23 protein-coding genes are annotated in these 24,011 nt (G+C 65.8%); 18 read left to right on the top strand and 5 right to left on the bottom strand.

All coding sequences use genetic code 11. The features are described from left to right. Nucleotides 1–42: 42 nt before the first annotated feature. From sdhA to AB0259_RS00595, 17 genes are all read left to right on the top strand, one after another. Entirely contained in the window at nucleotides 43–1,869 is a 1,827-nt protein-coding gene (sdhA, locus tag AB0259_RS00675; RefSeq protein WP_251583136.1) for a succinate dehydrogenase flavoprotein subunit, read from the top strand. Then, a complete protein-coding gene (locus tag AB0259_RS00670) occupies nucleotides 1,869–2,636 on the top strand; it encodes a succinate dehydrogenase iron-sulfur subunit (RefSeq protein WP_064001349.1) in 768 nt (255 codons plus the stop codon). Before sdhA ends, AB0259_RS00670 begins: the two co-directional genes overlap by 1 nt. A 22-nt stretch (nucleotides 2,637–2,658) precedes the next feature. Beyond that, nucleotides 2,659–3,822 carry a YhjD/YihY/BrkB family envelope integrity protein gene (locus AB0259_RS00665; RefSeq protein WP_366221214.1) on the top strand — a complete coding sequence of 388 codons (1,164 nt, stop codon included), beginning with the start codon at nucleotides 2,659–2,661 and terminating at the stop codon, nucleotides 3,820–3,822. Nucleotides 3,823–3,832: 10 nt separating this feature from the next. After that, nucleotides 3,833–4,672, top strand: coding sequence for an exodeoxyribonuclease III (locus AB0259_RS00660; protein ID WP_366221215.1), 840 nt, complete (start codon nucleotides 3,833–3,835; stop codon nucleotides 4,670–4,672). 46 nt (nucleotides 4,673–4,718) lie between these two features. Then, nucleotides 4,719–5,723, top strand: coding sequence for a tryptophan--tRNA ligase (gene trpS / locus AB0259_RS00655; RefSeq protein ID WP_308222259.1), 1,005 nt, complete (start codon nucleotides 4,719–4,721; stop codon nucleotides 5,721–5,723). Next, complete coding sequence (locus tag AB0259_RS00650; protein ID WP_251583124.1) at nucleotides 5,716–6,165, top strand: hypothetical protein; 450 nt, start codon at nucleotides 5,716–5,718, stop codon at nucleotides 6,163–6,165. The genes trpS and AB0259_RS00650 overlap by 8 nt, the downstream gene beginning before the upstream one ends. Before the next feature lie 34 nt (nucleotides 6,166–6,199). Beyond that, entirely contained in the window at nucleotides 6,200–6,757 is a 558-nt protein-coding gene (locus AB0259_RS00645; RefSeq protein WP_251583122.1) for a GNAT family N-acetyltransferase, read from the top strand. 43 nt (nucleotides 6,758–6,800) lie between these two features. Beyond that, entirely contained in the window at nucleotides 6,801–7,589 is a 789-nt protein-coding gene (locus AB0259_RS00640; RefSeq protein ID WP_366221218.1) for a DNA-formamidopyrimidine glycosylase family protein, read from the top strand. A 197-nt stretch (nucleotides 7,590–7,786) separates the two neighbouring features. Further along, complete coding sequence (locus tag AB0259_RS00635) at nucleotides 7,787–8,935, top strand: hypothetical protein (protein WP_366221220.1); 1,149 nt, start codon at nucleotides 7,787–7,789, stop codon at nucleotides 8,933–8,935. 235 nt (nucleotides 8,936–9,170) lie between these two features. Then, nucleotides 9,171–9,614 carry a hypothetical protein gene (locus AB0259_RS00630; protein WP_366221221.1) on the top strand — a complete coding sequence of 148 codons (444 nt, stop codon included), beginning with the start codon at nucleotides 9,171–9,173 and terminating at the stop codon, nucleotides 9,612–9,614. Nucleotides 9,615–9,616: 2 nt separating this feature from the next. After that, nucleotides 9,617–10,207, top strand: a complete 591-nt coding sequence (locus AB0259_RS00625; protein WP_366221223.1) for a hypothetical protein — start codon at nucleotides 9,617–9,619, stop codon at nucleotides 10,205–10,207. Between the two features lie 654 nt (nucleotides 10,208–10,861). Beyond that, complete coding sequence (locus AB0259_RS00620) at nucleotides 10,862–11,755, top strand: NUDIX hydrolase (protein WP_366235745.1); 894 nt, start codon at nucleotides 10,862–10,864, stop codon at nucleotides 11,753–11,755. Next, on the top strand, nucleotides 11,752–12,201 hold the full coding sequence (locus AB0259_RS00615; protein WP_366221225.1) for a low molecular weight protein-tyrosine-phosphatase: 450 nt from the start codon (nucleotides 11,752–11,754) through the stop codon (nucleotides 12,199–12,201). Before AB0259_RS00620 ends, AB0259_RS00615 begins: the two co-directional genes overlap by 4 nt. Nucleotides 12,202–12,837: 636 nt before the next feature. Further along, entirely contained in the window at nucleotides 12,838–13,134 is a 297-nt protein-coding gene (locus tag AB0259_RS00610; RefSeq protein ID WP_366221227.1) for a helix-turn-helix transcriptional regulator, read from the top strand. A gap of 340 nt (nucleotides 13,135–13,474) precedes the next feature. Continuing rightward, complete coding sequence (locus AB0259_RS00605; protein ID WP_366221229.1) at nucleotides 13,475–14,299, top strand: bifunctional DNA primase/polymerase; 825 nt, start codon at nucleotides 13,475–13,477, stop codon at nucleotides 14,297–14,299. Continuing rightward, on the top strand, nucleotides 14,296–15,414 hold the full coding sequence (locus AB0259_RS00600; protein ID WP_366221430.1) for an AAA family ATPase: 1,119 nt from the start codon (nucleotides 14,296–14,298) through the stop codon (nucleotides 15,412–15,414). The genes AB0259_RS00605 and AB0259_RS00600 overlap by 4 nt, the downstream gene beginning before the upstream one ends. Before the next feature lie 359 nt (nucleotides 15,415–15,773). Further along, on the top strand, nucleotides 15,774–16,427 hold the full coding sequence (locus AB0259_RS00595) for a recombinase family protein (RefSeq protein ID WP_366221231.1): 654 nt from the start codon (nucleotides 15,774–15,776) through the stop codon (nucleotides 16,425–16,427). Here the strand turns inward: AB0259_RS00595 and AB0259_RS00590 are convergent, their stop codons facing one another. After that, nucleotides 16,428–17,165: a hypothetical protein gene (locus tag AB0259_RS00590; protein ID WP_366221233.1), complete on the bottom strand. Its 738-nt coding sequence runs from the start codon at nucleotides 17,163–17,165 to the stop codon at nucleotides 16,428–16,430. A gap of 497 nt (nucleotides 17,166–17,662) precedes the next feature. Between AB0259_RS00590 and AB0259_RS00585 the strand changes: the two genes are divergently transcribed. Continuing rightward, nucleotides 17,663–18,565, top strand: a complete 903-nt coding sequence (locus tag AB0259_RS00585) for a hypothetical protein (protein ID WP_366221235.1) — start codon at nucleotides 17,663–17,665, stop codon at nucleotides 18,563–18,565. Between the two features lie 10 nt (nucleotides 18,566–18,575). On the opposite strand, the gene AB0259_RS00580 is transcribed toward AB0259_RS00585, so the two are convergent. The 4 genes from AB0259_RS00580 to AB0259_RS00565 form a co-directional block, all read right to left on the bottom strand. Beyond that, complete coding sequence (locus AB0259_RS00580) at nucleotides 18,576–18,773, bottom strand: hypothetical protein (protein ID WP_366221237.1); 198 nt, start codon at nucleotides 18,771–18,773, stop codon at nucleotides 18,576–18,578. 9 nt (nucleotides 18,774–18,782) lie between these two features. Further along, entirely contained in the window at nucleotides 18,783–20,354 is a 1,572-nt protein-coding gene (locus AB0259_RS00575; RefSeq protein ID WP_366221241.1) for a recombinase family protein, read from the bottom strand. Between the two features lie 252 nt (nucleotides 20,355–20,606). Beyond that, nucleotides 20,607–22,139: a glycerol kinase GlpK gene (gene glpK / locus AB0259_RS00570; protein WP_251583120.1), complete on the bottom strand. Its 1,533-nt coding sequence runs from the start codon at nucleotides 22,137–22,139 to the stop codon at nucleotides 20,607–20,609. A gap of 55 nt (nucleotides 22,140–22,194) precedes the next feature. Beyond that, a complete protein-coding gene (locus AB0259_RS00565) occupies nucleotides 22,195–23,892 on the bottom strand; it encodes a glycerol-3-phosphate dehydrogenase/oxidase (protein ID WP_366221243.1) in 1,698 nt (565 codons plus the stop codon). Between the last annotated feature and the right edge of the window lie 119 nt (nucleotides 23,893–24,011).

Below are 24,011 nucleotides of genomic sequence, written 5' to 3'. Positions count from 1 at the left end.
TCCGACCGGCACGCATACGGATAGAACAGAGGCAATCGTCACGTGAGCACTCAGACCGCGGACTCCGTCGTCAAGGACGGCGTCCACTACCACCAGTTCGATGTCGTCATCGTCGGCGCCGGCGGCGCGGGCATGCGCGCCGCGATCGAGGCGGGTCCCGGGGCCAAGACCGCCGTCATCACGAAGCTCTACCCGACGCGCAGCCACACCGGCGCCGCGCAGGGCGGTATGGCGGCGGCGCTCGCGAACGTCGAAGAGGACTCCTGGGAGTGGCACACCTTCGACACCGTCAAGGGCGGCGACTACCTGGTCGACCAGGACGCGGCGGAGATCCTCGCGAAGGAGGCCATCGACGCGGTCATCGACCTCGAGAACATGGGCCTGCCCTTCAACCGCACGCCCGACGGCAAGATCGACCAGCGTCGTTTCGGCGGTCACACCGCCGAGCACGGCAAGAACCCGGTGCGTCGTGCGTGCTACGCCGCCGACCGCACCGGCCACATGATCCTGCAGACGCTGTTCCAGAACTGCGTCAAGCTCGGCATCAACTTCTTCAACGAGTTCTACGCGCTCGACCTCATCACGGTGAAGGATGCCCTGGGTCGCACCGGCATCGCCGGGGTCGTCGCCTACGAGCTCGCCACCGGAGACCTCCACGTCTTCCACGCGAAGGCCGTCATCTTCGCGACGGGCGGCTTCGGCAAGATCTTCAAGACCACCTCGAACGCGCACACCCTCACTGGTGACGGCGTCGGCATCGTGTGGCGCAAGGGCTTGCCGCTCGAGGACATCGAATTCTTCCAGTTCCACCCGACCGGCCTCGCGGGCCTCGGCATCCTCCTGACCGAGGGTGCGCGCGGTGAGGGCGCGATTCTCCGCAACGCCTCGGGCGAGCGGTTCATGGAGCGCTACGCCCCGACCATCAAGGACCTCGCCCCCCGCGACATCGTCGCGCGATGCATGGTCAAGGAGGTCCTCGAGGGCCGCGGCGCCGGTCCGAACAAGGACTACGTCTACCTCGACTGCACGCACCTCGGCGCGGAGGTCCTCGAGACCAAGCTCCCCGACATCACCGAGTTCGCCCGCACCTATCTCGGTGTCGACCCGGTCGTCGAGCCCGTTCCGGTCATGCCGACGGCCCACTACGCGATGGGCGGCATCCCGACCAACACCAAGGGTGAAGTCCTCGCCGACAACGACACCATCGTCCCCGGTCTCTACGCCGCCGGCGAGTGCGCGTGCGTGTCGGTGCACGGCGCGAACCGCCTCGGCACCAACTCGCTGCTGGACATCAACGTCTTCGGCAAGCGCTCGGGCCAGAACGCGGTCGAGTACGTCCAGACCGCCGAGTTCATGCCGCTCCCCGAGGACCCCGCGAAGGAGGTCCGCGAGATGATCGAGGGCCTGCGGAACAACGCCGGCACCGAGCGCATCTCGACCCTCCGCAAGAAGCTGCAGGAGGAGATGGACGCGAACGCCCAGGTGTTCCGCACCGAGGAGACCCTCACCAACGTCATGGGCACCATCAACGATCTGCGCGAGCGGTACAAGAACGTCCACGTCGACGACAAGGGTAAGCGGTACAACACCGACCTGCTCGAAGCCGTCGAGCTGGGCTTCCTGCTCGACATCGCCGAGATCGTCGCCTACGCAGCGCGCAATCGGCGCGAGAGCCGCGGTGGTCACATGCGCGAGGACTACCCCGACCGCAACGACGACAAGTACATGCAGCACACGATGGCCTACCTCACGGGTGACCCGCACTCCGCGAACCCCGAGGACCACATCCGCCTGGATTGGAAGCCGGTCGTGTTCACGAAGAACGAGCAGGGCGAGTACAACTACCCGCCGATGGAGAGGAAGTACTGATGACCATCGTCGATTCCGACGCTCCGACCGGTACGCAGGAGTCCACGGACTCCGGCATCCAGTCGTACCTGGTCACCTTCATCATCCGGCGCTTCGACCCCGAGGTCGACGCCGAGCCGCGCTGGGTCGACTACGACGTCGAGATGTACCCGACCGACCGTGTGCTCGACGCGCTGCACCGCATCAAGTGGGACGTCGACGGCACGCTCAGCTTCCGCCGCTCGTGCGCCCACGGCATCTGCGGCTCGGACGCCATGCGCATCAACGGCCGCAACCGCCTCGCCTGCAAGACGCTGATCAAGGACCTCGACATCTCGAAGCCGATCTACGTCGAGGCGATCAAGGGCCTGCCGCTGGAGAAGGACCTCATCGTCGACATGGACCCGTTCTTCGAGTCCTTCCGCGACGTGCAGCCCTTCCTGCAGGCGAACACCGCGCCGGAGCCGGGCAAGGAGCGCATCCAGTCCATCAAGGACCGCGCCGTCTACGACGACACCACCAAGTGCATCCTCTGCGCCGCATGCACCTCGTCGTGCCCCGTCTTCTGGACCGACGGCCAGTACTTCGGTCCCGCGGCGATCGTGAACGCGCACCGCTTCATCTTCGACTCGCGCGACGACGCCGGCGACGTGCGTCTCGACATCCTCAACGACAAGGAGGGCGTGTGGCGCTGCCGCACGACCTTCAACTGCACCGAGGCGTGCCCCCGCGGCATCGAGATCACGAAGGCCATCGCCGAGGTCAAGCAGGCGGTCCTGCGCGGCTGATCCCGCCCGATAGCCTCGAGGCGTGACCTCGGACGACACGACGCCTCCCCTGCGCGAGCGGTGGGAGGCGTCTCGTCTGCGTGAGCGCCTCGACCAGCCCATCGAGCGGGCCACCCAGCTCACCCGGGCGACGGTCGCGTCGTTCCCGGTGCGGGTGTGGCGGCACTTCCTGCGTCGGAATGGGTTCCTGCTGGCGGCATCCATCAGCTATCAGTCCCTGTTCGCGCTCTTCGCGACCCTCTACGCCGCCTTCGCGGTGGTCGGGCTGTGGCTCGGTGGCTCGCAGGCAGCGATCGACGGGCTGATCCGCGTGGTCGACTCCTACATCCCGGGGTTCATCGGCGACGCGGGGCCTGTGGATCCCGACGACGTGGCGTCGATCGCGCGCGACAGCGGCAGCCTGCTCGCCGTGACCGGATCGATCGCCCTCGCCGTCGCCGTCTGGACCGCCATCGGCTTCGTCACCTTCACCCGGCGGGCTGTGCGCGACATCTTCGGGCTGCCGTTCGATGCCCGCAGCTTCGTCCTGCTCAAGCTCGGAGACCTCGTCGCGGCGATCCTGTTCGGTGCGGCCCTCGTCCTCGGCGCCGGTCTGGGACTGATCGCGGGCGGCGTCCTGACCCAGGTGCTGGCCTGGTTCGAGGTCGACGTGCCCTCCTCCGCCGCGCAACTCGCGAGCCGCATCGGCTCGGTGGTCGTGAGCGTCGTGCTGAACGCCGCCGCCCTGACCTTGCTCATCCGGTTCCTCACCGGAACGTCCCTTCCGTGGCGGTCGATCATCCCTGGCGCGACGGCCGGCGGTGCGGCGCTCGCCCTGCTCCAGCTCGGATTCGGCTTCCTGGCCGCCTACTCCCCCACCAATCCCCTCCTCGCCACCTTCTCCGTCGTCATCGGTCTGCTTCTGTGGTTGCGTCTGGCGGGCATCGTCATGCTCGTCGCGGCATCCTGGATCGGTGTCGCCGCGCGAGACGCCGACATCCCTCTCGCACCCCTGACGGCGCAGGAGCGGCGCGCGGCCGAGCGGGAGGCGCTGCGCCTGGTCGCCGAGGCGGGCGCGCGCGAGGCGCGTGCCGCTCTCGCGGAGGCCCGATGGTGGCAGCGGCCGGCGGCACGCCGAGACCTGCGCCGCGCGGAGGAGCTGCTCGAGCGGACTCGCGGCACGACCGGTGTCGGCGGGCCCGCATAGGCTGGCAGGCGTGCCTCGAACCGTCCGCATCGCCTCCGTCAACGTCAACGGCATCCGCGCCGCCGCCCGGAAGGGCATGCACGCCTGGCTCGAGACGGCGGGCGTCGACATCCTGACCCTGCAGGAGGTGCGAGCCGAGGCATCCGATCTCACCGCGGCCCTGCCCGGCTGGCACATCGTGAACGACGAGGCCCTCGCGAAGGGGCGCGCAGGTGTCGCCATCGCCGCCCGTGAGCCGCTGGACGTGTGGCGCATCGAGCTGGGCGACGAGACGCTCGACTCGAAGGGACGATGGGTCGAGGCGGACGTCGAGGTCGAGGGCGAGACCCTCACCGTCGTCAGCGCCTATGTGTTCACCGGCGAGGCCGGCACCGAGAAGCAGGACGCCAAGTACGCGTTCCTCGACGCGATGGAAGAGCGGATGCCGCACCTCGGCGACCTCGCCCTCATCACGGGCGACCTCAACGTCGGTCACCGCGAGTTCGACATCCGCAACTGGAAGGGCAACGTCAAGAAGGCCGGCTTCCTGCCGCGCGAGCGCGCCTACTTCGACCGCTTCACTGCGCCCGCGGGCGAGACGGTGACGACGGTCGACGGCGAGAGCGGTCGTGGGCTCGGCTGGGTAGACGTGGGGCGCTCGTTCGCCGGCGAGGTGGACGGGCCGTACACGTGGTGGTCGAACCGCGGGAAGGCGTTCGACAACGACACCGGCTGGCGCATCGACTACCACCTCGCGACCGCCGAGCTCGCGACGCGAGCGACCGACTATCGCGTGGTGCGGGCACCCTCCTGGGACACGCGCTGGAGCGACCACGCGCCGGTCGTGGCCGACTACACGCTGGGCGGCTGAGCCGGGCCGCGGGGGCGCGGCATCCGTTCGCGCCTAGGATCGTAGGGTGAGCAAACCCCGCCTGTACTCCGGAATGCAGCCCTCCGCCGACTCTCTTCAGATCGGCAACTACATCGGGGCTCTCATGCAGTGGCGGGACCTGCAGGAGGCTTACGACGCGTTCTTCTCCGTCGTCGACCTCCATGCGCTCACCCAGCCGAACGACCCCGCCGAGCTGCGCGAGAAGACCCGGCGCACCGCGGCGCAGTACATCGCTGCGGGCATCGAGCCGTCGAAGTCGACACTGTACGTGCAGTCGCACGTACGTGCGCACGCCGAGCTCGCCTGGGTGCTCTCGACCGTGACGGGCTTCGGCGAGGCGAACCGGATGACCCAGTTCAAGGACAAGTCGGCACGCTACGGCACCGACGCCACGAACGTCGGCCTGTTCACCTATCCGATCCTCATGGCCGCCGACATCCTGCTCTATCAGACCGACATCGTGCCCGTGGGCGATGACCAGAAGCAGCACGTCGAGCTGACGCGCACGCTCGCGGAGCGGTTCAACGGCCGCTACGGCGAGGCGTTCCGCGTGCCGATGCCCGTGATCCAGAAGGACACGGCGCGCATCTACGACCTCCAGAACCCGACGGCGAAGATGTCGAAGTCCGCCGAGTCGGATGCCGGTGTGCTGTGGCTGCTCGACGATCCGGCGAAGTCCGCGAAGAAGGTCATGCGCGCCGTCACCGACTCGGAGGGCGTCGTGCGCTACGACCGCGAGGCCAAGCCCGGGGTCTCCAACCTGCTCGTGATCTACGCCGCGCTGAGCGGGCGGCAGATCCCCTCCATCGAGGACGAGTACGCCGGCCGCGGATACGGCGACTTCAAGAAGGGTCTCGCCGAGGTCGTGGTGGCGGAGTTCGGTCCGGTGCGCGAACGCGCCCTCGAGCTGCTGGACGACCCGGCCGAGCTCGACCGCGTGCTCGCCGCGAACGCCGCGCGCGCCGACGAGGTCGCCGACCGCACCCTGACCGACGTCTACGACAAGCTCGGGCTGCTGCGACGTGTCTGACGAGCCGCGCCTCGACCCTGCCCCCGAGCTGGTCGCCGCGATCGACGCGGCCGCCGGCCCTTCCATGGCGGCGCCCGACGACCGCGCCGCCCAGGAGCGCCTCTGGCGGGCGGTGTTCGCGCTCGAGAAGTGGCTGTTCATCGCCCGAGGCACGGACGATGCCCCGACTCCCTTCGCCGCCACGACCGAGCAGGGCCCCGCGATCTTCGCGTTCTCGACGGCGCAGCGTGCGCAGGATGCGGCGGCGGGCTTCGGCATCCCCGTCGAGGAGCGCGGCCGCGTGCTCGCCGTCCCCCTCCCCGACGCGGCCGGCTGGGTCGCCTCGTACGCCGAAGCGGGCGTCGAATCGATGGTCTTCGACGCGCCCGTCATCGGCGCCATGGCTCCGCTCGCGAACCTCGCCGCCATGGCGGTCTGGATCCAGCAGCATCCGGACGCCTGACGCGGCGCTGCGGACACGCGGATAGGGTCGGAGGGTGGAACCGGTGACCCTGCGGACGGAGCGACTCGAACTGTCGATGCCGACGGCGGCCGACATCGATGCCATCACGACCGCCGCACAGGACCCCGAGGTGCCGCGCTGGACCACCCTGCCCTCTCCCTACGAGCGACGGCACGCGGAGGAGTTCATCGACAAGGCCGCCTCCTGGTGGGACGAGGAGAGCGAGCTCACCTGGGCGGTGCGCCGCGAGGGTCGCTGGATCGGCATGATCGGGCTGCATCGGGTCGAGAAGCAGGGCTCCGCCGAGATCGGGTTCTGGATGGATGCCGCGGCCCGTGGCCACGGCTACCTCACCGAGGCCGCGACCGCCGTCGTCGACTTCGGCTTCGCGGAACCGCTCGCCCTCGCCCGCATCCAGTGGCGAGCGATCGTCGGCAACGGCGCCTCGGCACGTGTCGCGCAGAAGCTCGGCTTCCGGTACGAGGGGATCCTGCGGCAGGGCCTCAGCGACCCCCGCGGGCGCTACGACGGATGGATCGCGGCGCTCCTCCCCGACGACGACCGCACCCCGGTGCGCTGGCCGGTGATCTGACAACCCCCTCATCACCGTCCGATGCGAGTGGCAGGATGACGGCATGCCGGAGATGCCCGAGGTGCAAGGACTGGTCGACTTCCTGCGCGAGCGCGCGACCGGACTGACCGTCACGAAGGTCTCCGTCGCGAACATCGCCGCCCTGAAGACCTACGATCCCCCGATCGACGCGATGAAGGGCGCGACGGTGACCGGCGCCCAGCGGCACGGGAAGTTCGTCGACCTCGAGACGGATGCCGGTGCCCACCTCGTCTTCCACCTCGCCAAGGCCGGCTGGTTGCGGTGGTACGACCAGCTCCCGGCGACCGTCATCCGTCCGGGAAAGACACCCATCGCGCTGCGGGTCGGGTTCGACGACGGGTCGGGGTTCGACCTCACCGAGGCCGGCACCAAGAAGTCCCTCGCGTACTACGCAGCCCGATCCCCCGCCGATGTCCCCGGGATCGCCCGACTCGGTCCCGACCCCCTCGACCCGTCCTTCACGCGCGACACCCTCGCGGGACTCCTCGCCGGACGGCGGACGCAGATCAAGGGGGTGCTTCGCGACCAGTCGATCATCGCCGGCATCGGCAACGCGTATTCCGACGAGATCCTGCACGCGGCGAAGATGTCGCCCTACGCCCTGGCCGCCACGCTGACGGATGCCGAGATCGATCGGCTCTACGCCGCCATGCAGCAGACGCTCGCCGAGGCCGTCGCCGCGGCATCCGGCAGACCTCCCGCCGATCTCAAGGATGCGAAGCGTCGCGGGATGGCCGTCCACGGCCGGCGGGGAGAGGCATGCCCGGTCTGCGGCGATGAGGTGCGGTCGGTGTTCTTCGCCGACAAGTGACTTTGTCGACAATTTGCCTAGATATTTACATGTCGAACCACATGTGTTTCAATCGAATCAACAACTTCACCTGTGGTGAGTTGCCAGCCAAGCTGAAAGGCGTCGAGGTCGAGTCGTAGACTCCCTCACTTCCAGCACCGCTCGGTCAGAGGCCGAGAGCAATCAATCGCTCTTGACCTACTGACAGGAGGGCTGGCATGGAAAGCCGCCTCAACATCGCGGATCTCTCCCGCGACATCCTCGGTGCGGACCGTGGTTTCAACGTCGCCGCCGACATCCTCACCCGCACCGCGGACGGGGTGAACCTCAACACGCTCTGGAACGAGTTCGTCGCCGACCTCTCTCAGTGGAACGCGACGCGCAACGCGATCGCCGCCCTATTCTCGACCAACACGACCGAATCCTTCGCGCAGCTCCCCAACGGTGGCAGCAATGTCGAGATGGAGAAGGCCTCAGAGTTCGGCGTTCCCAAGGCGGTGCGGGTAAGCCCGAACTACCTCCGCATGGGCTTCCCGCTCGAATGGTCTGACGCCTCGGTCCGATTCACTCGGAAGTTCCTCCGCGACGCGACCGCCGAGCAGGTTCGCGCCCAGCAGGCCGCCGTCCTCGAGGCCGACAACCGTGCAGTGTTCCGCGACACCATGAAGGCGCTCACCACCAAGACCGGCGGTGGCACCCGGGCAGTGAACGAGAACGCCATCACAATCTACGACCTCTGGTCCGGCGTGACCGGCGAGGTTCCTCCGAGCTACGCCGGAAAGACGTTCACTGACTCGCACAGTCACTACCTCGTGTCCGGCGCCGCGACCATTGACGGTGGCGACCTCAAGTCGCTCATCGACACGATCCAGGAGCACGGATACGGATTGCGCGACTCCTCCTCGCCGGATCAGATCATCATCATGGTCAACCCCGCCGAGTCTGATGCGATCTGGTCGTTCCGTCGCGACCCGCTCAACCTGGCCAAGGACCCGTACGACTTCATTCCTGCGCAGGGCGCACCCGCGTACCTGGCGGTGGAGGACATCATCGGTGACAAGCCGCCGGCAGCGTTCCAGGGCGTCGCCATCGAAGGCTCGTACGGTGACGCGTGGATCACCAAGAACCACTTCGTCCCGCAGGGATACGTGATCGCCGTCGCTGTCGGTGCGAACAAGCCGCTGTGGTTCCGTCAGCACCCGGTTGCTTCCAGCCAGGGTCTCCGACTGCTCCCGCAGTTCGAGCGCTACCCGCTCGTTGAGGCGACCTACGAGCACGGCTACGGCATTGGTGTTCGTCACCGTGGCGCTGCCGCAGTCATGCAGATCAAGGCCAGCGGCTCATACGTGAGCCCCACCTGGCCGTAATAGACCGGGCACCGGCTTTCACCTCTTTCACGGTGCCCGCCCTCGGATGTCCCCACCCGTCTCCTTGACGCGTGAGGGCAACCACAGGTGCCGTCGTTCTTCGGAGCAGGCGGCGGCACCGTCCAACCCAGTCGGCTTCCTCCGGCTCGGTGTGCCGCCGCGTTTCGTGGCTGGGGCGCGGCGGCACATTCCCAGCCTCATTCAGCCACACAGCCACCCGTCCAAGGAGGACACAATGTTCCTGGATGCTTCCACCCCCGACGACCTCCGCGCTGCCGTCGCTGCGAAAGCGAACCCGCTGGTTGACCAACTCCTCGCCGAGGCGACGGACATCGAGTCGATTGCCCCGCTAGGTCAGAACCGCAGACTGGTGAAGACCTTTCGACGCGAGGTCGACTTCCTGCTTCGCTCCACTGACATCGAGGACAGTCACGGACCCGTCCCGGTCATCCGGCTGAGCCTTGGCGGCGCGACCGTTCACGCTCGCGATGATGGCCTCAAGGTCGCATCCGAGTCACTGCTGACGGAGTGCAACATGTGCCACACGCAGGTCTCGTCTACGTCGAGCACTGCATTCCTTCTGAACCTCGGATTCGCGGTCGGCCGCCTTGACTTTTGCCGCCATTGCGCCGTCAACGCGATCGACGAGCTTGGTGCGACACCGCACATGGGGATCTGACGATGACCAAAGGCAAGCTGGTCGAAGGCACAGTGCGGTGCTCCGCGACCGCTAAGCACTCCGGCACTCGCTGCAAGAAGGCAGCAATTCCCGGTGGCACCGTTTGCCGACTTCATGGCGGCGCAGCCAAGCAGGTGCAGCGATCGGCACGAGAGCGCTTCAACGACCTCGTAGACCCGATGATCAACATCGCCCACAAGCTGGTCGAGGAGGCCGAGGCGGGAACGCTGTCGGCGTCGGATCGGCTGGGGCTGATGAAGTTCATCGCAGATCGAACCGGGTTCGTCCCCGGCAAAGCTGTGAACATCGAGGGCCCCGCCAGGTGGGAGGGCACCATGACCCACATCATCAAGGAGTTGCCCCCAGACCTCGTCCTCGAAGCCGAGGTCATCGTGGACGAACAGGCCGAGTACGAGCGCGAGAAGGCACGTCAGCGCGAGTCGGACGAACGAGAGTCGCGCGCCCAGGAGCGCGATCGCGCCCGCGCCGCGCTCCCCCAGATCGGGCCGTCTGGCCGCGCCGACCTGCCCCCGACCATTCGCGTTGGCTCAGCCGAACCCCCAGCGCGGCAGTCCTTCGACGTGCAGGAGTGATCATGACCGCCAAGAAGCGCGACCCTCAGGCCGAGACCGAGTTCGCACCCGCCGCCGCGAAGAAGCGGCCGCACCCCAGCCCAACTGACCCGCCGAGCGCCAAGCGGGCCCTAATGCTTTGGCCATACTCTGACGCATCCGAGAATCAGACCCGGAGCGCCCGGTGAACGCGGAAACGTTCGGGCAGCGACTGAGCACCGGCATGGTCGAAGGCGCTACTGGGGAATTCCGAGACCGCATGACTCGCGTCTTGCTTGACTATCACTACGGGCACGGTGCAGAAAGCCGACTTGACCCGCCCCTAACCCGCGCGACGCGGGAAGAGTGGATCGCGCGCTTCCGTGAAATAGTCGGTCCGCGCGGGTATGAATTCGAGGGCAGACCTGAACCCGGCAGTGTCATTCGACTCTGGCGAGGCACCGAGCTCGAAGAGCATCGAGATGGGCTGTCCTGGACACCCCATCGCGAGACAGCGTTAGCTTTTGCGCGACTCTCCAGCGATCCGCGTGGGCAGCTTTGGCGCATCGACAACGTGCCACTTCACGCGATCTTGTACCACCAGCCAGTGTGGGCGCGGTCATTGGCAGTGCCGGAAATCCTTATCGATACGACCGGTCTAAGCATCGAGCGCGAGCCGTTCAGTGGTGCTCAGTCATGACCGCGGAACAAGATGAACGCCTGTCTCAGCTAGCGTATGAGTACCACGTTGCCCGCGACTCAGCCGGGTCCCTGGTGAAGCCTCTTCTCCGAGCCGCCCGAGATGAATGGGTAGGAAGGTTCCGCGAGATCGTTGGACCGGACGGACACAGCTTCAGAGGTCGACCAGAGCCTGGCCACGTGATCCGACTATGGCGGGGCACAGAGCACGAAGATCATCGTCACGGTCTCTCCTGGACCCCCGATCGGACCATGGCGATAGGCCACGCGCCGGAGGGTCAGCTGTGGCGCATCGACAGCGTTCCATTGCAGGCGATCCTCTATTACGACCCGTCTGCACCCAGCACGATCGTTCTCCCAGAAATGCTGATCGACACAATGGGCCTGGACGTCGTGCGAGAACTCACTCCCCGTGCCGCTTTCAGATTCCCTTTCCCTCTGAGCGGACGCGCCTATGGACCGAGTGGTGAAAGCCGGTGGGGAACTCACGGCGCGGCGGGACTCTTGCTGCACGACCCACAACGGGGAGTACTCCTGCAGCAAAGATCGATGCTGGTCGACGATGGAGGCACGTGGTCGATTCCCGGTGGTGCATGCGATGCAGGCGAATCTGCCCTCGACGCGGCCCTGAGAGAAGCGCACGAAGAAGCGGGCATCGTTCCACCCCTCGTGCGCGTCACGGGAACGCACGTACTCGATCTGGGCTGGTGGCGCTACACGACCGTGCTCGCTGAGGCGGCCGTTCCTATCGACTTCGCGCGATCCAATTGGGAGGCAACTCGAACTGAGTGGGTGCCCGTCAGCCAGGTCGCGAGTCGCCGATTGCAGCCCGACTTTGCGCAATCCTGGCCGGACCTCGCTTCGATGCTCACTGAAGGAGCGTTGGTATGAAGGTCTGTTTCGTCTGCTTCGGAAACATCTGTCGATCGCCCACGGCGGAGATCGTGATGCGGGAGAAAGTCGAGAGGGTCGGCCTAGCCGACCGTATAAGCGTCGCGTCGGCGGGCGTCGGCGCGTCCCCGGGCGATCCCCTCGACCCCGGATCTGCGGCAACGCTCCGCAGCCACGGCCACTCTGCACTCGAACACTCGGCAACGACATTTGGGTCTACGGCGTTCAAGGAGTACGACCTGGTCGTAGTAGTCGACCGACTCACGGCCCTCCACGTCCTCTTGTCGGCTGAGGCGAACGAGGACAGGGAGAAGGTCCAATACCTCTCGAAGCGCGGGGAAGTACCGAATCCCTGGCGCGGCACGGAGGCTGACTACGAAGAGGTCTACGACCTCATCGACCGCGCTTGCGACGAACTCCTGGTCGAGCTGGTGGAGCAGCTTTGAGCGACTGGCTCGTCGAGGAACTGCGAGGCTTGTACGTGGTCACCGTCCCCGGCTGCGCCCTCCGCTCACACCCTGAGGTCTCCCCCTGCGATTGCGCCGCATTCGATACGCGCGTCGAGGCCGATGACTACGCCAGGATGAAGGGCTACACGCAACGATCCTCCAGGCGGCGAAGCGTCAGACCGACCAGCGCACACCAAGAGTGGCTCGCCTGGAAGCGTGAGAACAAGGACACTCACCGCTGCGTCGAGTGTGGCATGACCTCGACACTTCGCGGCGTGCGCACGCACCAAGGTCGCAGCGGCCATTACGGGATAGGAGCAATCCGCCCGGTCGCCGGAGAGGCATCCTGAGCGCGACCTAGGCACCTACGTCGCGAGGACGGGTGTCGATATCACCGCGCGATGTCGCGCCCTCTAATGCGAATTCCGTCGAGTGTTTCACTAGGCGATCTACTTGTGTTTCAATCGAATTATCGCGAGGTCACCGCAGAGTGGCACGCACCGCTGGACGGCTGAGTACCGGGATCGCAGATCGATCCGAGGGATACAGCGCGAGGTCACAACGGGATCCGGTATCTGAGACCGGCTAACCCACCGAAGCACCGCGGATAGGTACACCCGAAGGGTTCCTATCATGGCGCTTCCGCGTCGCCGACAGCAGCTCGGCAAGTTCATCCCATTCCACGAACTCACCCATCAGCAGGTCGCTGACGTTCTCGGGTGTTCGCTATCTCGCGTCCGGAACATCATCAACGGGAACGCATTCCCGAGCCCGACTGAGATCCAGCAGTTGGAGAGGCTGTTCGGTCTTCCGGTCGAGGTTCTTCTCGATGCCGAGATGCTGGAGTTCCGCAACGGTCCCTGGCCTCCGCCCCGCGGAACGGCGCTGCTTCTCCAGCGCACGAAGCCCCGCCCCCAGGCGGGTGAGTGACGTGGGTACTCAGCAGCCAACCGCGCCGCCCATCGACGACACAACTGCCGCTCGGATCATCGCTTTCCTGCACAGCCTGGAGGTGAAGAACGATGACTGAGAACGTAGGAGGGGCCGCCCTTACCGAGAGGACGACCCCAAAACAGATCGCAACCGAAGTCGAGCCGGGGCCAGCCAGTCGGGCCTTTGGTGTGAGTACTGTCGATTGGAATTGTACACCTGACCTGGGAGTTTCAACACCGCCGAGCGCGGTTGAGTGGGTTTTCCGGATCGCGACGATCGCCTCTGCCTACGTTGCCGTGGTCTCGTTCATGGTGGCGATCGCCGTTGGGCATTCGTGATGGGCGAACTCAGCTTCATCCCTCTTCGACCCGGCACGAATATCCCTGCTATCCGTGACTGGCCGAGGCGAGCAAGCTCGGACCCTCAGCAGTGGTCAGCCTGGCGAGCCGAAATGCCCGGCTGCAACTTCGGACTGGTGACCGGCAACGGTGTTGGGGTGATCGACCTCGACACGAAGGGCGACCCGGATGGGTTCGGCGGGTACGCGACGTTGGTCGATGTCGAAGAACTGCTGGCCATCGACCTGAGCAACCTGCCCCTGGTCGAGACCTTCAGCGGGGCGCACCTGTACTTCCGGTACGAAGGTCACCTTCGGTCGGCAATCGGATGGGTGCCTCACATCGACGTCATGGCCGACGGTGGGCATCAAGTCGCCGCGCCCGGGAGCGTTCGGCGCGACGACATCGGAGCCGAGCGGACTTACCGCCTCGTTCGCGGCGACCTCCGAGCGATCCCGCACGCCCCTCCCGCGCTGCTCGACGCCATTCGAGGGTGGCGCGTCGGTCGGGCTGGTAGGAGTGGGTCCGCGTCGCCGGGCGCGGATCTGCCCAGCACCGAGCAGGCGATCCAAGACGGTTTGCCGCTCAGCTCGCGGAACGACTTCATGCACCGGCTCGCGTGTCGATGGTGGCTTCGACTGGGCCTCGACGCTGACGCCGAAGTGTGGGCGCTCGCCCACGCGGTATGGGAGGCGACGCCGTGTCAGAGCACCTTCCCGTGGAGCGAAGTCGAGACCGCCGTGCGCAGCGCGTACAAGTTCGTCAGCGCCGAGGACTACAAGCACCGCCAGGTCATCACAGCCTGGCTCGGAGGAACATCATGAGCGAAGCGCTCGACAATAAGCGGATCGCCGAAGCGCTTCGCAAGCTCGGCGACGAACCGCGAGCGTCAGGACGGCGCAAGCTGGTGGCGACCCCTCTGGCCGGTCGCGAGGGCGCAGCAACGGAATGGGCGATCGACCGCATGATCCCGATGGGTGTGGTGTCTGCGCTCGCAGGTCGCGGTGGCATCGCGAAAAGCACGGTGCTGGCTCTCCTCACGGCCTACTGGACGCACGGCGGCCTGCCCGGTGACCTACGTGGCAAGCCGACCGGCGTCATGATCGTGTCCGGTGAGGATGACATCGATCATCAGCTCGTGCCCCGACTGCGGGCCGCTGGTGCCGACCTGAACTACGTGAAGGCGCTCGAAGTGTCGATGGAGAAGGACGGTGAGGACGAAGAGATCCCCACCGTTCTCGACCTCGGCACGGACCTCCGAGACCTCGAGGCGCTGATCGAAGAGACGGGCACGCGCATCCTGATCATCGACCCAATCGTCTCCTTCATCGACGGCAACCCGGATCGCGTCAAAGAGGTTCGCACCGCGCTCGATCCGCTCGCGGCAATGGCTCGTCGGCTCAACATCGCAGTAATCGTGGTCGGTCACTTCCGGAAGTCCGGTGGCGGCCCTGCGGGCGACATGATGAGCGGTTCGCACGCATGGCGTGACATCGTTCGGTCGCTCATGCTCATGGCCGTCGATGCCGAGACGAACGAGCGAATCGTGACGGTGGACAAGCTGAACTACGGTGCAGCCGGCCTGTCATGGCTGTTCGAAGTCGAGACTGCCGACGTGCCGGCAGCAGGAGGGCGAACCACATCAGTCGGCAAGGCCGTCTTGAAAGGCGAGTCCCCGACCAGTGTGCAAGACCTCATGGACCGAGAGCGTGACTCGTCGCGAGTCCGCAACGCGAGGTACAACCTGGCGTGGGGCATCCGGAAGGTCGTCGAAGCAAACGGGACGCCGATCACACTGGAGGCGATTTACGAGGCGTTCTCGGACGAGGAGCAGGGTGCGATCCGCACCAACCTGACCCGACTCGTCAAGAAGGGCGAACTCACCCGAACGACTCAGGGCATGTACGAGAAGTTCCACCTGCCGTTCGAGCCGAGATAGCCCAACGCGTTTTGAGGGCGCGTGCGCGGGATACCCACCCGCGTGCGTGCCCATACGCGTACGCGCGCGCCTGATATGGAATTTATGTAACAACTGTCAACTATCGAGTGAAAGTTGACATTTGTTACATCAAATACACTCCCAGGCGCGTGGGCGAACCGTATGGAAGAAGCCGACCGCATGGTGGCTACTGAGGGCTGTGATTCGCTATTCCACCTCGCAAATGCAGTTCGATTTCGAAGCCTCTATGGGCTCGCAGAATGCCTTCTGATCTGCGGTTTACACGTCAACATGCGGCGAATACTGTCGATATTGAACCCAAACCGTGCGGTTGGGGTAATGGGCACTAGGAGACCGGCATGAAAGTGGTTGCTTACATTCGAGTGAGCACGGCAAAGCAAGACCTGAGCATGGACGCTCAACGCAACCTCATAGAGCGGTACGCGGCCTACCGCGAGCACGAGGTGGTGGCCTTCGTCACGGACCCCGACGTCTCAGGCAAAGTGCCAATTGCTGAGCGCGAAGGTGGGGGCAAGATGCTTGGCCTCCTGCACGATGGCGAGGCTCACGGCGTGATCGTCACCAAGCTGGACAGGCTGAGCCGAGACCTGCCCGACTTCGCGTCCACGCTGGGGCTGTTCCGGAAGCGAGGATGGTCGATCGCTGCCCTCGACCTCGACATCGACACGGCAACAGCCAACGGCGAGATGGTCGCCAACATGCTGATCAACCTGAGTCAGTGGGAGCGTCGCACGATCAGCGAACGCACCAAGACCGCCCTCGCAGAGTTGAAGCGTCAGGGCAAGCCCGTCGGCCGGCCTGCTGTCACCTCGCTCGACAGCGATGTCGTCAACTACATCACCATGCGTCGAGGCGAGGGGGCTCGCGTGTCCGTCATCGCGAGAGAACTCAACGAAGCCGGGCACACGCCGCCCACTGGCAAGCAGTTCTACCCCTCGTCCGTCGCGAAGCTGCTCAAACGCGTCGCAGACGCGGCGCCGCAAGCTGTCTGATCAGAACGGAGCATCGTTCGGATCCTTGTCGTTCCACTGGCTGGGACCGTTCAAGAGGATGTTGCGACTGAAGTACTGCTCGTTCTCGTCGTACCACTCCAGCTGCAGAAGGAACCGGTTGTGATCGTCCGTGTACATGATCTCACCCGTGAACGTGACTTCGCGCTCACCGGAAAGGTCCGCCCATGCAGCCGCGCTCTTGAACTCGAAGTATGCGCCGCTGCGCGGTGCGTTCTCCAAGCGAACTCGGTAAGCCGCGCTGTCAGGGACGAGATTCGTCAGCGTGTAGGTATGGGTGAAGAGCCGATCGCCTTCCTTGTACTCCACTTGCCAACGCGGGGCGAGCATTGGACGCTGGACCTCCGGCGCGCTGGGAGAGACCTCGACTACCGGCCTCGCCGCAACCTGACGCTTCAGCTCAGCTAGGTCAGACTCAAGCTTGCTGACGTCCACACTCGTCTTGACGCCGAGCGCGCCGAGAACATCAGCTATGCCAACAATCCGCTCGTCCGTGTAATCCCGTGAGTCCTCCAGGATCTTGATGCTCCTCCGTTCGGACCGACGGACGCTAACGGGGCGCCAGGACCAGAGCCACCTCAGACCACGACGAAGGTGAGGGCCAACCTTCGGGATTTTCGTGATGACCCACAGCAAGGCAGCGAGGATCAGACCGCCGATAATGGTCGCGGCTAACTGATTCTCGTTCACCCACGTCCAGAAGGTCGTCCACGCATTCACGCTTCGAACCTATCGGCCGCACGCGACACTCATGCGTCACAGCTGAGATCAAGCGCGATGTGATCGCGCACGACGCGCAGACCGCGCTCGCTGAGGCATCCTGAGCGCCCCTGGCGACACAAAAGTTCTCGCGCGATATTCGATATCACCCGAGGACGTCGTGCGCTTGTAGGCGCATCTGGGAAATCAACCCAGACAGAGGCTTTCCACCTCTGAACAGGAGAAAGCATCAGAGAAAGTGACTTCTGTATCACAAAATGATACAGTTGGTAGTGGAGCACACGGGAGTTGAACCCGTCGTAGCGAAGTTATCAGCCCAGCCCGGCGACCTGCGTGCCCCATATTCAGTTGTCGAGAAGCCTTCAGGTGCCAGCCTGAGGGCTTCTCGTCGTTCTACCTCTAAGTGTAGCACAGATCGACGTTTAGTGTCGATGTACCCACATGTGACTACTTGACGGCGTGTCGTGTTGCCCTACACTGGACTCAGGAGGTCAACCATGAGCGACAGCACTGCCGTATCGAAGCGACCCAAAGGTCGGAGCCCGGCTTACCCCGCCGTCTCACTCGAGAAGGCTGTCCAGCGTGTTCGTCAGCTCTATAAGACGGAGCGTCAGTACCCGATCCACGTGCACGCGCTGCCCGAGATCTGGGGGTACACCGCTCTCAACGGGCCAGCCAGCCTCAACCTCTCTGCCCTCAGCAAGTTCGGCCTCGTGGAGGTCGAGGGCGCCCGGGACGACCGCACAGCGCGAGTGACCGACCTCGCCGTGCAGATCCTCGAACATCCCAGCACCGACGCGAGAGATGAAGCGATACGCGAGGCCGCGATGCTGCCGCCTATCCATCAGGAGATGTGGGAGGAGTACGGGCCACGTCTACCTTCCGATGCCAACTTGATGTGGCGCCTGACACGAATCCGAGGCTTCACAGAGACAGGCGCGAAGGAGTTCATTCGCGAGTGGCGCGAGACGATGCAGTTTGCTCAGCTCGACGAACTCACCCCAGTCGGGTCTGCAGAGCCCGAGCAAGAGCCCGACGCGGAGACTGATGTTGACATCGAGGACTCCGACGCGACTGGGATAGAAACCTCGAAGTCTTTTGGAGAGATGACGAGCGCCGAACTACAGGCGCAGCCCGGATACGCGCAGAAGATGGCACGAGGGCGAGAGCTCGTGGAGCAGATGTTCGCCCGTCCCCCGCAGTTCGACGGACCGGCCGTACAGAGTTATCCGATCCCGATCGCGCTGTCGGGGCGTCCTCCAGTCCAGGTGACAGGCGCATTCCCGCTGTCTGAGGTGGAATGGACGCAGTTCATGGCCGTCCTGTCGGCGATGAAGCCCGTACTGGTTGGGGAGATCCCTCCTACACAGCCTGCTGAGGCTCAGCAGCTGTCCGAGTGACGCGAGTAGATCAGGGTTGGCCGATCTCGCGCCAGAACTGATGCGGATCGACTCCTTCGGAGCGAAGCGCGGCTTCGCCCGCCTCGCCGGGCGCAATCCCGCCGTACAGGTCGCCCGTTTCGTGATCCCTCCACCAGATATGAAGGCCGTCCGGGGCCTGGAATCGCTGTACGGTCTCATCGCGGTCGTGCCGCCTGGCCAGACTCATGCCCCGACCCTACGCTTTGCGCCAGACGATCTCCGCGCGTTTTGCCATCGCCTCACGTCGAAGGTCTGCATTCGTCGCGTTCGACGGTATGCCGTCCGGCCAGTCGCCGATGACGACTCGATCGACCAGGAACTTCAGCAGTGTCCGCCGATCACTCGGACTCATGGCAGGCCAGCCCGCAAGGATCGCTTCAGCGCCACCTTGGGCCGCTTCGATAGTGTCTCTCGCGGATGGCGTACCTCGAAGTTCAGCGATCTCGTCTTCGATGCCGCGGATGGCCTGACGGGTGCGGTCGATCAGCTCACGGAGTCGGTCGGTGTCGATCAGGCCGTCGAACGCCTGATCCTCGGCACGCCGGATCTTCGCGAGTTCACCTTCCCGGCGTCGCTCAGCCTCGGCGATCTTGTCAGCGGCCATCGGATCGATGTCGCGCTTGTGCTCGTTCCAGTAGTCGTTGTCGTTGAGCCGCGCGATGAACCTGTCGAAGACATGCGCTTCGAGGGTGCCGTGATCGACGCTCACGCGGCCCTCACTCGTGCCGTCAGGGCGCTTGGGATGATTCTCGTGGTCGCCGTTCTGCATAGCTCGACAGACCAGCTTCGCCGGTTGCCCATCTCGCTTCACAGCCGTGAGGGCTTTGCCGCACCGTCCGCAGACGGTCAGGCCTCCTGCCATCGCATACTTCGAAGACTTCACGCCGAGCGGGTTGGTGCGCCGAGAAGAGTCCGGTTCCAGCTTGTCTCGGAGCGCGAAAAACGTGGGTTCATCGAGAATCGCGTCCCACCCTTTGACTCCCCGCGACGGCGCGACCTTGCCCTCGGTCGGGATGATCGGACGTGTCTCACCGATCAGCGCAGGGTTGGTGAGGGCTGTCCGCAGGACGGAGTGGCGCCAACGATTCCCTCCGCGAGTGAAGCGACCAGCACCATTCCAGTCGCGGACGATCTGATACAGCGAGTCGTTCGCGTCGAGGAGCCGCGTCGCTGCCTCTCGGATCATCTCGGCCTCGCGGTCATCAATGACGGGCACGGACTCCTTCAGCGAGAATCCGAACGGTGCAGCCGCCCCGTGGTAACTCCCGTCCTCCTTGCGCTGGTCGACGGCTTCCTTCACCCGCTCAGAGATGCGCTTTGCTTCGGCGGCGTCCCAGGCGGCGACGGTTCGAGCGACGCCCTGCCCATCGGCGGTCGTGAGGTCGTAAGACGGGCTCACCTTGTAGGCGTACCTCGTCCCGATCTGCTCGGCGAGGTCGATCAAGTCTTCCCATTCGCGAGGACGGCGGGTTAGGCGAGACATCGAGTAGGCGATGATCGTTCCGAATTCTCGTCGCCCCGCGGCTGTGATCATCGCTTCATAGCTGGGTCGGGGCTTCTTGGACGATCGAGATGCGCTGACGTCGTTGTCTGAGTAGACGCCAACGACAGTCAGGCCGAGTTGAGCGGCGACCTCACGGCACGCAGTCTCTTGTCGCTCGACGCCGAGCTTCTTCCCTTCCCTGTCGTTTGAGATGCGCGTATAGATGACTGCATGCCTCGACGACGGAACAACGGGATGCCCCGGAGTGGTGATGGTTCTACCCAAGACGCGCCCTCTCAGACGATGCCGAGCGAGGACGACGGCTGGAGCAGTTTCGAGTACTGCCCGACTTGCCAGACGCACGGCAAGATCCTTGCCGATCGACGTCGCTCACGCCTCGATCGATGAGCGATAAGTCAATTATCGACCATCGGGCAAAAGGACGCACTATCCACAACAGTCTCGAGTACTGCCCCACGTGTCAGACGGGCGGCAAGATCCTCGCCGACCGCCGACTGTCGCGCCTGCTGAAGTAGATCAGACCGTTCCGGCGAGCACGCGCGCGTCGTCGTCGACCCATCCCATGGACTTCTCGACGGCCTTCGCCCACAGACGGCAGCGACGATCCCGCTCGTCGGCGTCCATCTGCGGCTCGAACCGGCGGTCCTCCTGCCAGTACCCTCGGAGCGCGTCGAGCCCCGACCAGACACCGACGGCGAGACCGGCGGCGTACGCGGCTCCGAGCGCCGTCGTCTCGACGACCTTGGGGCGGACGACCGGGATGCCGAGGATGTCGGCCTGGAACTGCATGAGCAGGTCGTTGCGGGTCATCCCGCCGTCGACGCGGAGCTCCTCGAGCCCGCGGTCCGTGTCGGACACCACGGCAGCGATGACGTCGCGCGTCTGGAAGGCCGTCGCCTCGAGCGCAGCCCGCGCGATGTGGGCCTTCGTCACGTATCGGGTGAGGCCGACCAGCGCGCCGCGGGCGTCGGGACGCCAGTAGGGTGCGAACAGACCCGAGAACGCGGGCACGAAGTACGCGCCGCCGTTGTCGTCGACACTGCGGGCGAGGCGTTCCACCTCGGTCGACTCCGAGATGATGCCGAGGTTGTCGCGCAGCCACTGGACGAGCGATCCGGTGACGGCGATCGACCCCTCGAGGGCGTAATGCGGCGGCTCGTCGCCCAGGCGGTAGGCGACCGTGGTGATGAGGCCGGCATCCGATCGCACCAGCTCCGTGCCGGTGCCGACGAGCAGGAAGTTGCCGGTCCCGTAGGTGTTCTTGGACTGTCCGGCGTCGAAAGCCGCCTGGCCGAAGGTCGCGGCCTGCTGGTCGCCGAGAATGCCGGCGATCCGGATGCCACGGGCCACCCGCGGCTGCACGACCTCGCCGTACACCTCGGAGGACGACCGGATCTCGGGCAGCATCTCTCGCGGGATGTCCCACACCTGCAGCATCTCGTCGGACCAGTCGAGGGTCGTCAGATCCATGAGGAGCGTCCGGCTCGCGTTGGTGACGTCGGTGATGTGGATGCCGCCGTCGCTGCCGCCCGTGAGGTTCCACACGACCCAGGTGTCGGGCGTCCCGAACAGGAGATCGCCGCGACGCGCCGCCTCGCGGGCGCCGTCGACGTTGTCGAGGATCCAGGCGATCTTCGACGCGGAGAAGTAGGACGCCAGGGGGAGCCCGGTCACGTCGGCGAAGGCGTCGACACCGTGCGCGGAGATCAGACGGTCGATCGCGGGCTGAGTGCGCGTGTCCTGCCAGACGAGCGCGTTGTGGATCGGCCGACCGGTGCGGCGGTCCCACACGATCGCCGTCTCACGCTGATTCGTGACACCGATCGCTGCGACGTCGGCGGCCGAGAGCCCCACGCGGCCCAGCGCCTTGGCGAGCACCCACTCGGTGTTCGTCCAGATCTCGACGGGGTCGTGCTCGACGCGTCCCGCGCGCGGGAAGATCTGCTCGTGCTCACGCTGGGCGGTGGCGACGAGGTTGCCCTCCCCGTCGAACACGATGGCCCGCGTCGAGGTGGTGCCCTGGTCGATGGCGATCACGTGCTCGGTCACGTCTCGTCTCCTCTTCGAGTACTCGTCGCCGGTGGGCGGCGACGGGATGCCGGCGTCAGACAGCGACGGGATCGGCGGCGTGCACCGCGGCGAGCGCGCGGTCGATCTCGGCGCGCCGCGTCGCGGCATCCCAGCCCATCACATCCGCGATGGCATCGGCCACCTCGTCGAGCACCTCGGGGGTCGCCTCGCCGCGGAAGCCGACGTTGGTCCGGCGAAGGACGATGTCGTCGAGGTGCACGACCGACTCGGTGCGTGCGATGTGGCGGAACTCACCCGAACTGAAGCGGGGCAGCGAGGCGAGGGGCGCATCCTCGTCGTCCTCGCGGAGCGACGCCGCGACGGCGAGCGCGTGCGTGCCGTACCGGTGCAGGAGGCGTGTGCCACGCTCGAGTCCGAAGTCGGCGAGGTGGTGGTGGACCCATTCGTCGCGCTCGGCGTCGGTGCGCGGGAAGCCGACGGCGCCGCCGATCGGCAGTCCCTTGGTCGAGCGGACCCGCGTGCGGCCGATGCGCGTCATGAGCTCGTCGGCGAGGCGTGCGGCGACGGCGCGGAACGTGGTCCACTTTCCTCCGACGAGGCTCAGCACGGGCACGCCGTCGGACCCGGGAAGCGTCGCCTCCTCGATGCGGTAATCCCGCGAGACGAAGCCGGCCGCCACGTCGCCGTGACCCGGGAGGGGGCGGACACCGGAATAGCGGTAGACGATCTGAGACCGCTCGACGGGGATCGTCGGGTAGACGTGACCGATGAGATCGAGGAAGTAGTCGACCTCCTCCTCGGTGCAGACCGCGGGCTCGGACATGTCGTGCTCGAGGTCCGTCGTGCCCACCAGGACCCGGCCGTTCAGCGGGTAGATGAGCACGATGCGCCCGTCCGAGTGCTCGAAGAAGATCTCACGGCCGCCGGTCGCCTTCATCAGCTCGGGGTGGTCCAGGACGATGTGCGACCCCTTCGTGCCGCCCATGTACCGCGTCGCGTCGCCGAGGGCACGGTTGGCGAGGTCGGTCCACGGGCCGGCTGCATTGAGGACGACGGATGCCGAGAAGGGGAACTCCTCACCCGTGACCTCGTCGCGCAGGACGACCCTGCCGCCGTCGACCCCGGCTGCCGAGGTGTAGTTCGCCGCGCGGGCACGGCTCCCGCCGAGGGCGACGCCGTCGCGGACCAGGTCGAGGCCGAGCCGCTCCGGCTCGCGGAGGGACGCATCCCAGTACGTCGCCGTGTACTTCACGTCGGCGTTGAGGTCGGGCAGATCCCGCAGCGAGCGACGCCGACCGTGGAAGGTGTGCCGGGGAACGCGACCGCCGCCGCGCGAGAAGGAGTCGTAGATGATCAGCCCGACCTTGATCAGCAGCGCGCCGCGCTCGGTGGAGGCCGTCTTGCGGTGCAGCAGCATGCGCATCGGCGCGGAGAGCAGACCCGAGAACGTCGAGAAGATCGGCACGGTGGTGCGCAGCGGTCGCACGTAGTGCGCTGCGGTGGTCAGCAAGTCGTTGCGCTCGGTGACCGCCTCGTGGACGAGGCGGAACTCCCCGTTCTCGAGATAGCGGATGCCGCCGTGGATCATGTGGCTGGACGCGGCCGACGCACCGGAGAGGAAGTCGCTGCGCTCGACGAGGGCGACGTCCACACCCTGGAGGGCGAGGTCGCGGAAGGTCGCGACGCCGTTGATGCCCCCACCGATGATGAGCACGTCTGCCTGCGGCCGCTCCCGCAGCGCCGTCGTCGTCCGTCGGATCTCGGTGTCCACGTCACACTCCCACTTCTTCCGGGGCCCTGCCCCGACCGCCTCGGACCGCCACCGAAGTGACGATGGCACCCATGATGGCATCCGTGGACGGGATTGCAGTCCGGTTGCACATACGTGCA

It is taken from the genome of Microbacterium sp. NPDC080005, assembly GCF_040702445.1.
Lineage (GTDB): Bacteria > Actinomycetota > Actinomycetes > Actinomycetales > Microbacteriaceae > Microbacterium > Microbacterium oleivorans_D.
This window is presented reverse-complemented; position numbering and strand designations above follow the sequence as displayed.

Bases quoted from the DNA above. Each gene is read 5' to 3' on its own strand.
- AB0259_RS00585 (WP_366221235.1), top strand. From the start codon at position 17,663: ATGAGCGACAGCACTGCCGTATCGAAGCGACCCAAAGGTCGGAGCCCG.
- AB0259_RS00630 (WP_366221221.1), top strand. From the start codon at position 9,171: ATGTTCCTGGATGCTTCCACCCCCGACGACCTCCGCGCTGCCGTCGCT.
- AB0259_RS00640 (WP_366221218.1), top strand. From the start codon at position 6,801: ATGCCGGAGATGCCCGAGGTGCAAGGACTGGTCGACTTCCTGCGCGAG.
- AB0259_RS00635 (WP_366221220.1), top strand. From the start codon at position 7,787: ATGGAAAGCCGCCTCAACATCGCGGATCTCTCCCGCGACATCCTCGGT.
- AB0259_RS00615 (WP_366221225.1), top strand. From the start codon at position 11,752: ATGAAGGTCTGTTTCGTCTGCTTCGGAAACATCTGTCGATCGCCCACG.
- AB0259_RS00625 (WP_366221223.1), top strand. From the start codon at position 9,617: ATGACCAAAGGCAAGCTGGTCGAAGGCACAGTGCGGTGCTCCGCGACC.
- AB0259_RS00620 (WP_366235745.1), top strand. From the start codon at position 10,862: ATGACCGCGGAACAAGATGAACGCCTGTCTCAGCTAGCGTATGAGTAC.
- AB0259_RS00595 (WP_366221231.1), top strand. From the start codon at position 15,774: ATGAAAGTGGTTGCTTACATTCGAGTGAGCACGGCAAAGCAAGACCTG.
- AB0259_RS00600 (WP_366221430.1), top strand. From the start codon at position 14,296: ATGAGCGAAGCGCTCGACAATAAGCGGATCGCCGAAGCGCTTCGCAAG.
- AB0259_RS00580 (WP_366221237.1), bottom strand. From the start codon at position 18,773: ATGAGTCTGGCCAGGCGGCACGACCGCGATGAGACCGTACAGCGATTC.
- AB0259_RS00670 (WP_064001349.1), top strand. From the start codon at position 1,869: ATGACCATCGTCGATTCCGACGCTCCGACCGGTACGCAGGAGTCCACG.
- AB0259_RS00610 (WP_366221227.1), top strand. From the start codon at position 12,838: ATGGCGCTTCCGCGTCGCCGACAGCAGCTCGGCAAGTTCATCCCATTC.
- AB0259_RS00605 (WP_366221229.1), top strand. From the start codon at position 13,475: ATGGGCGAACTCAGCTTCATCCCTCTTCGACCCGGCACGAATATCCCT.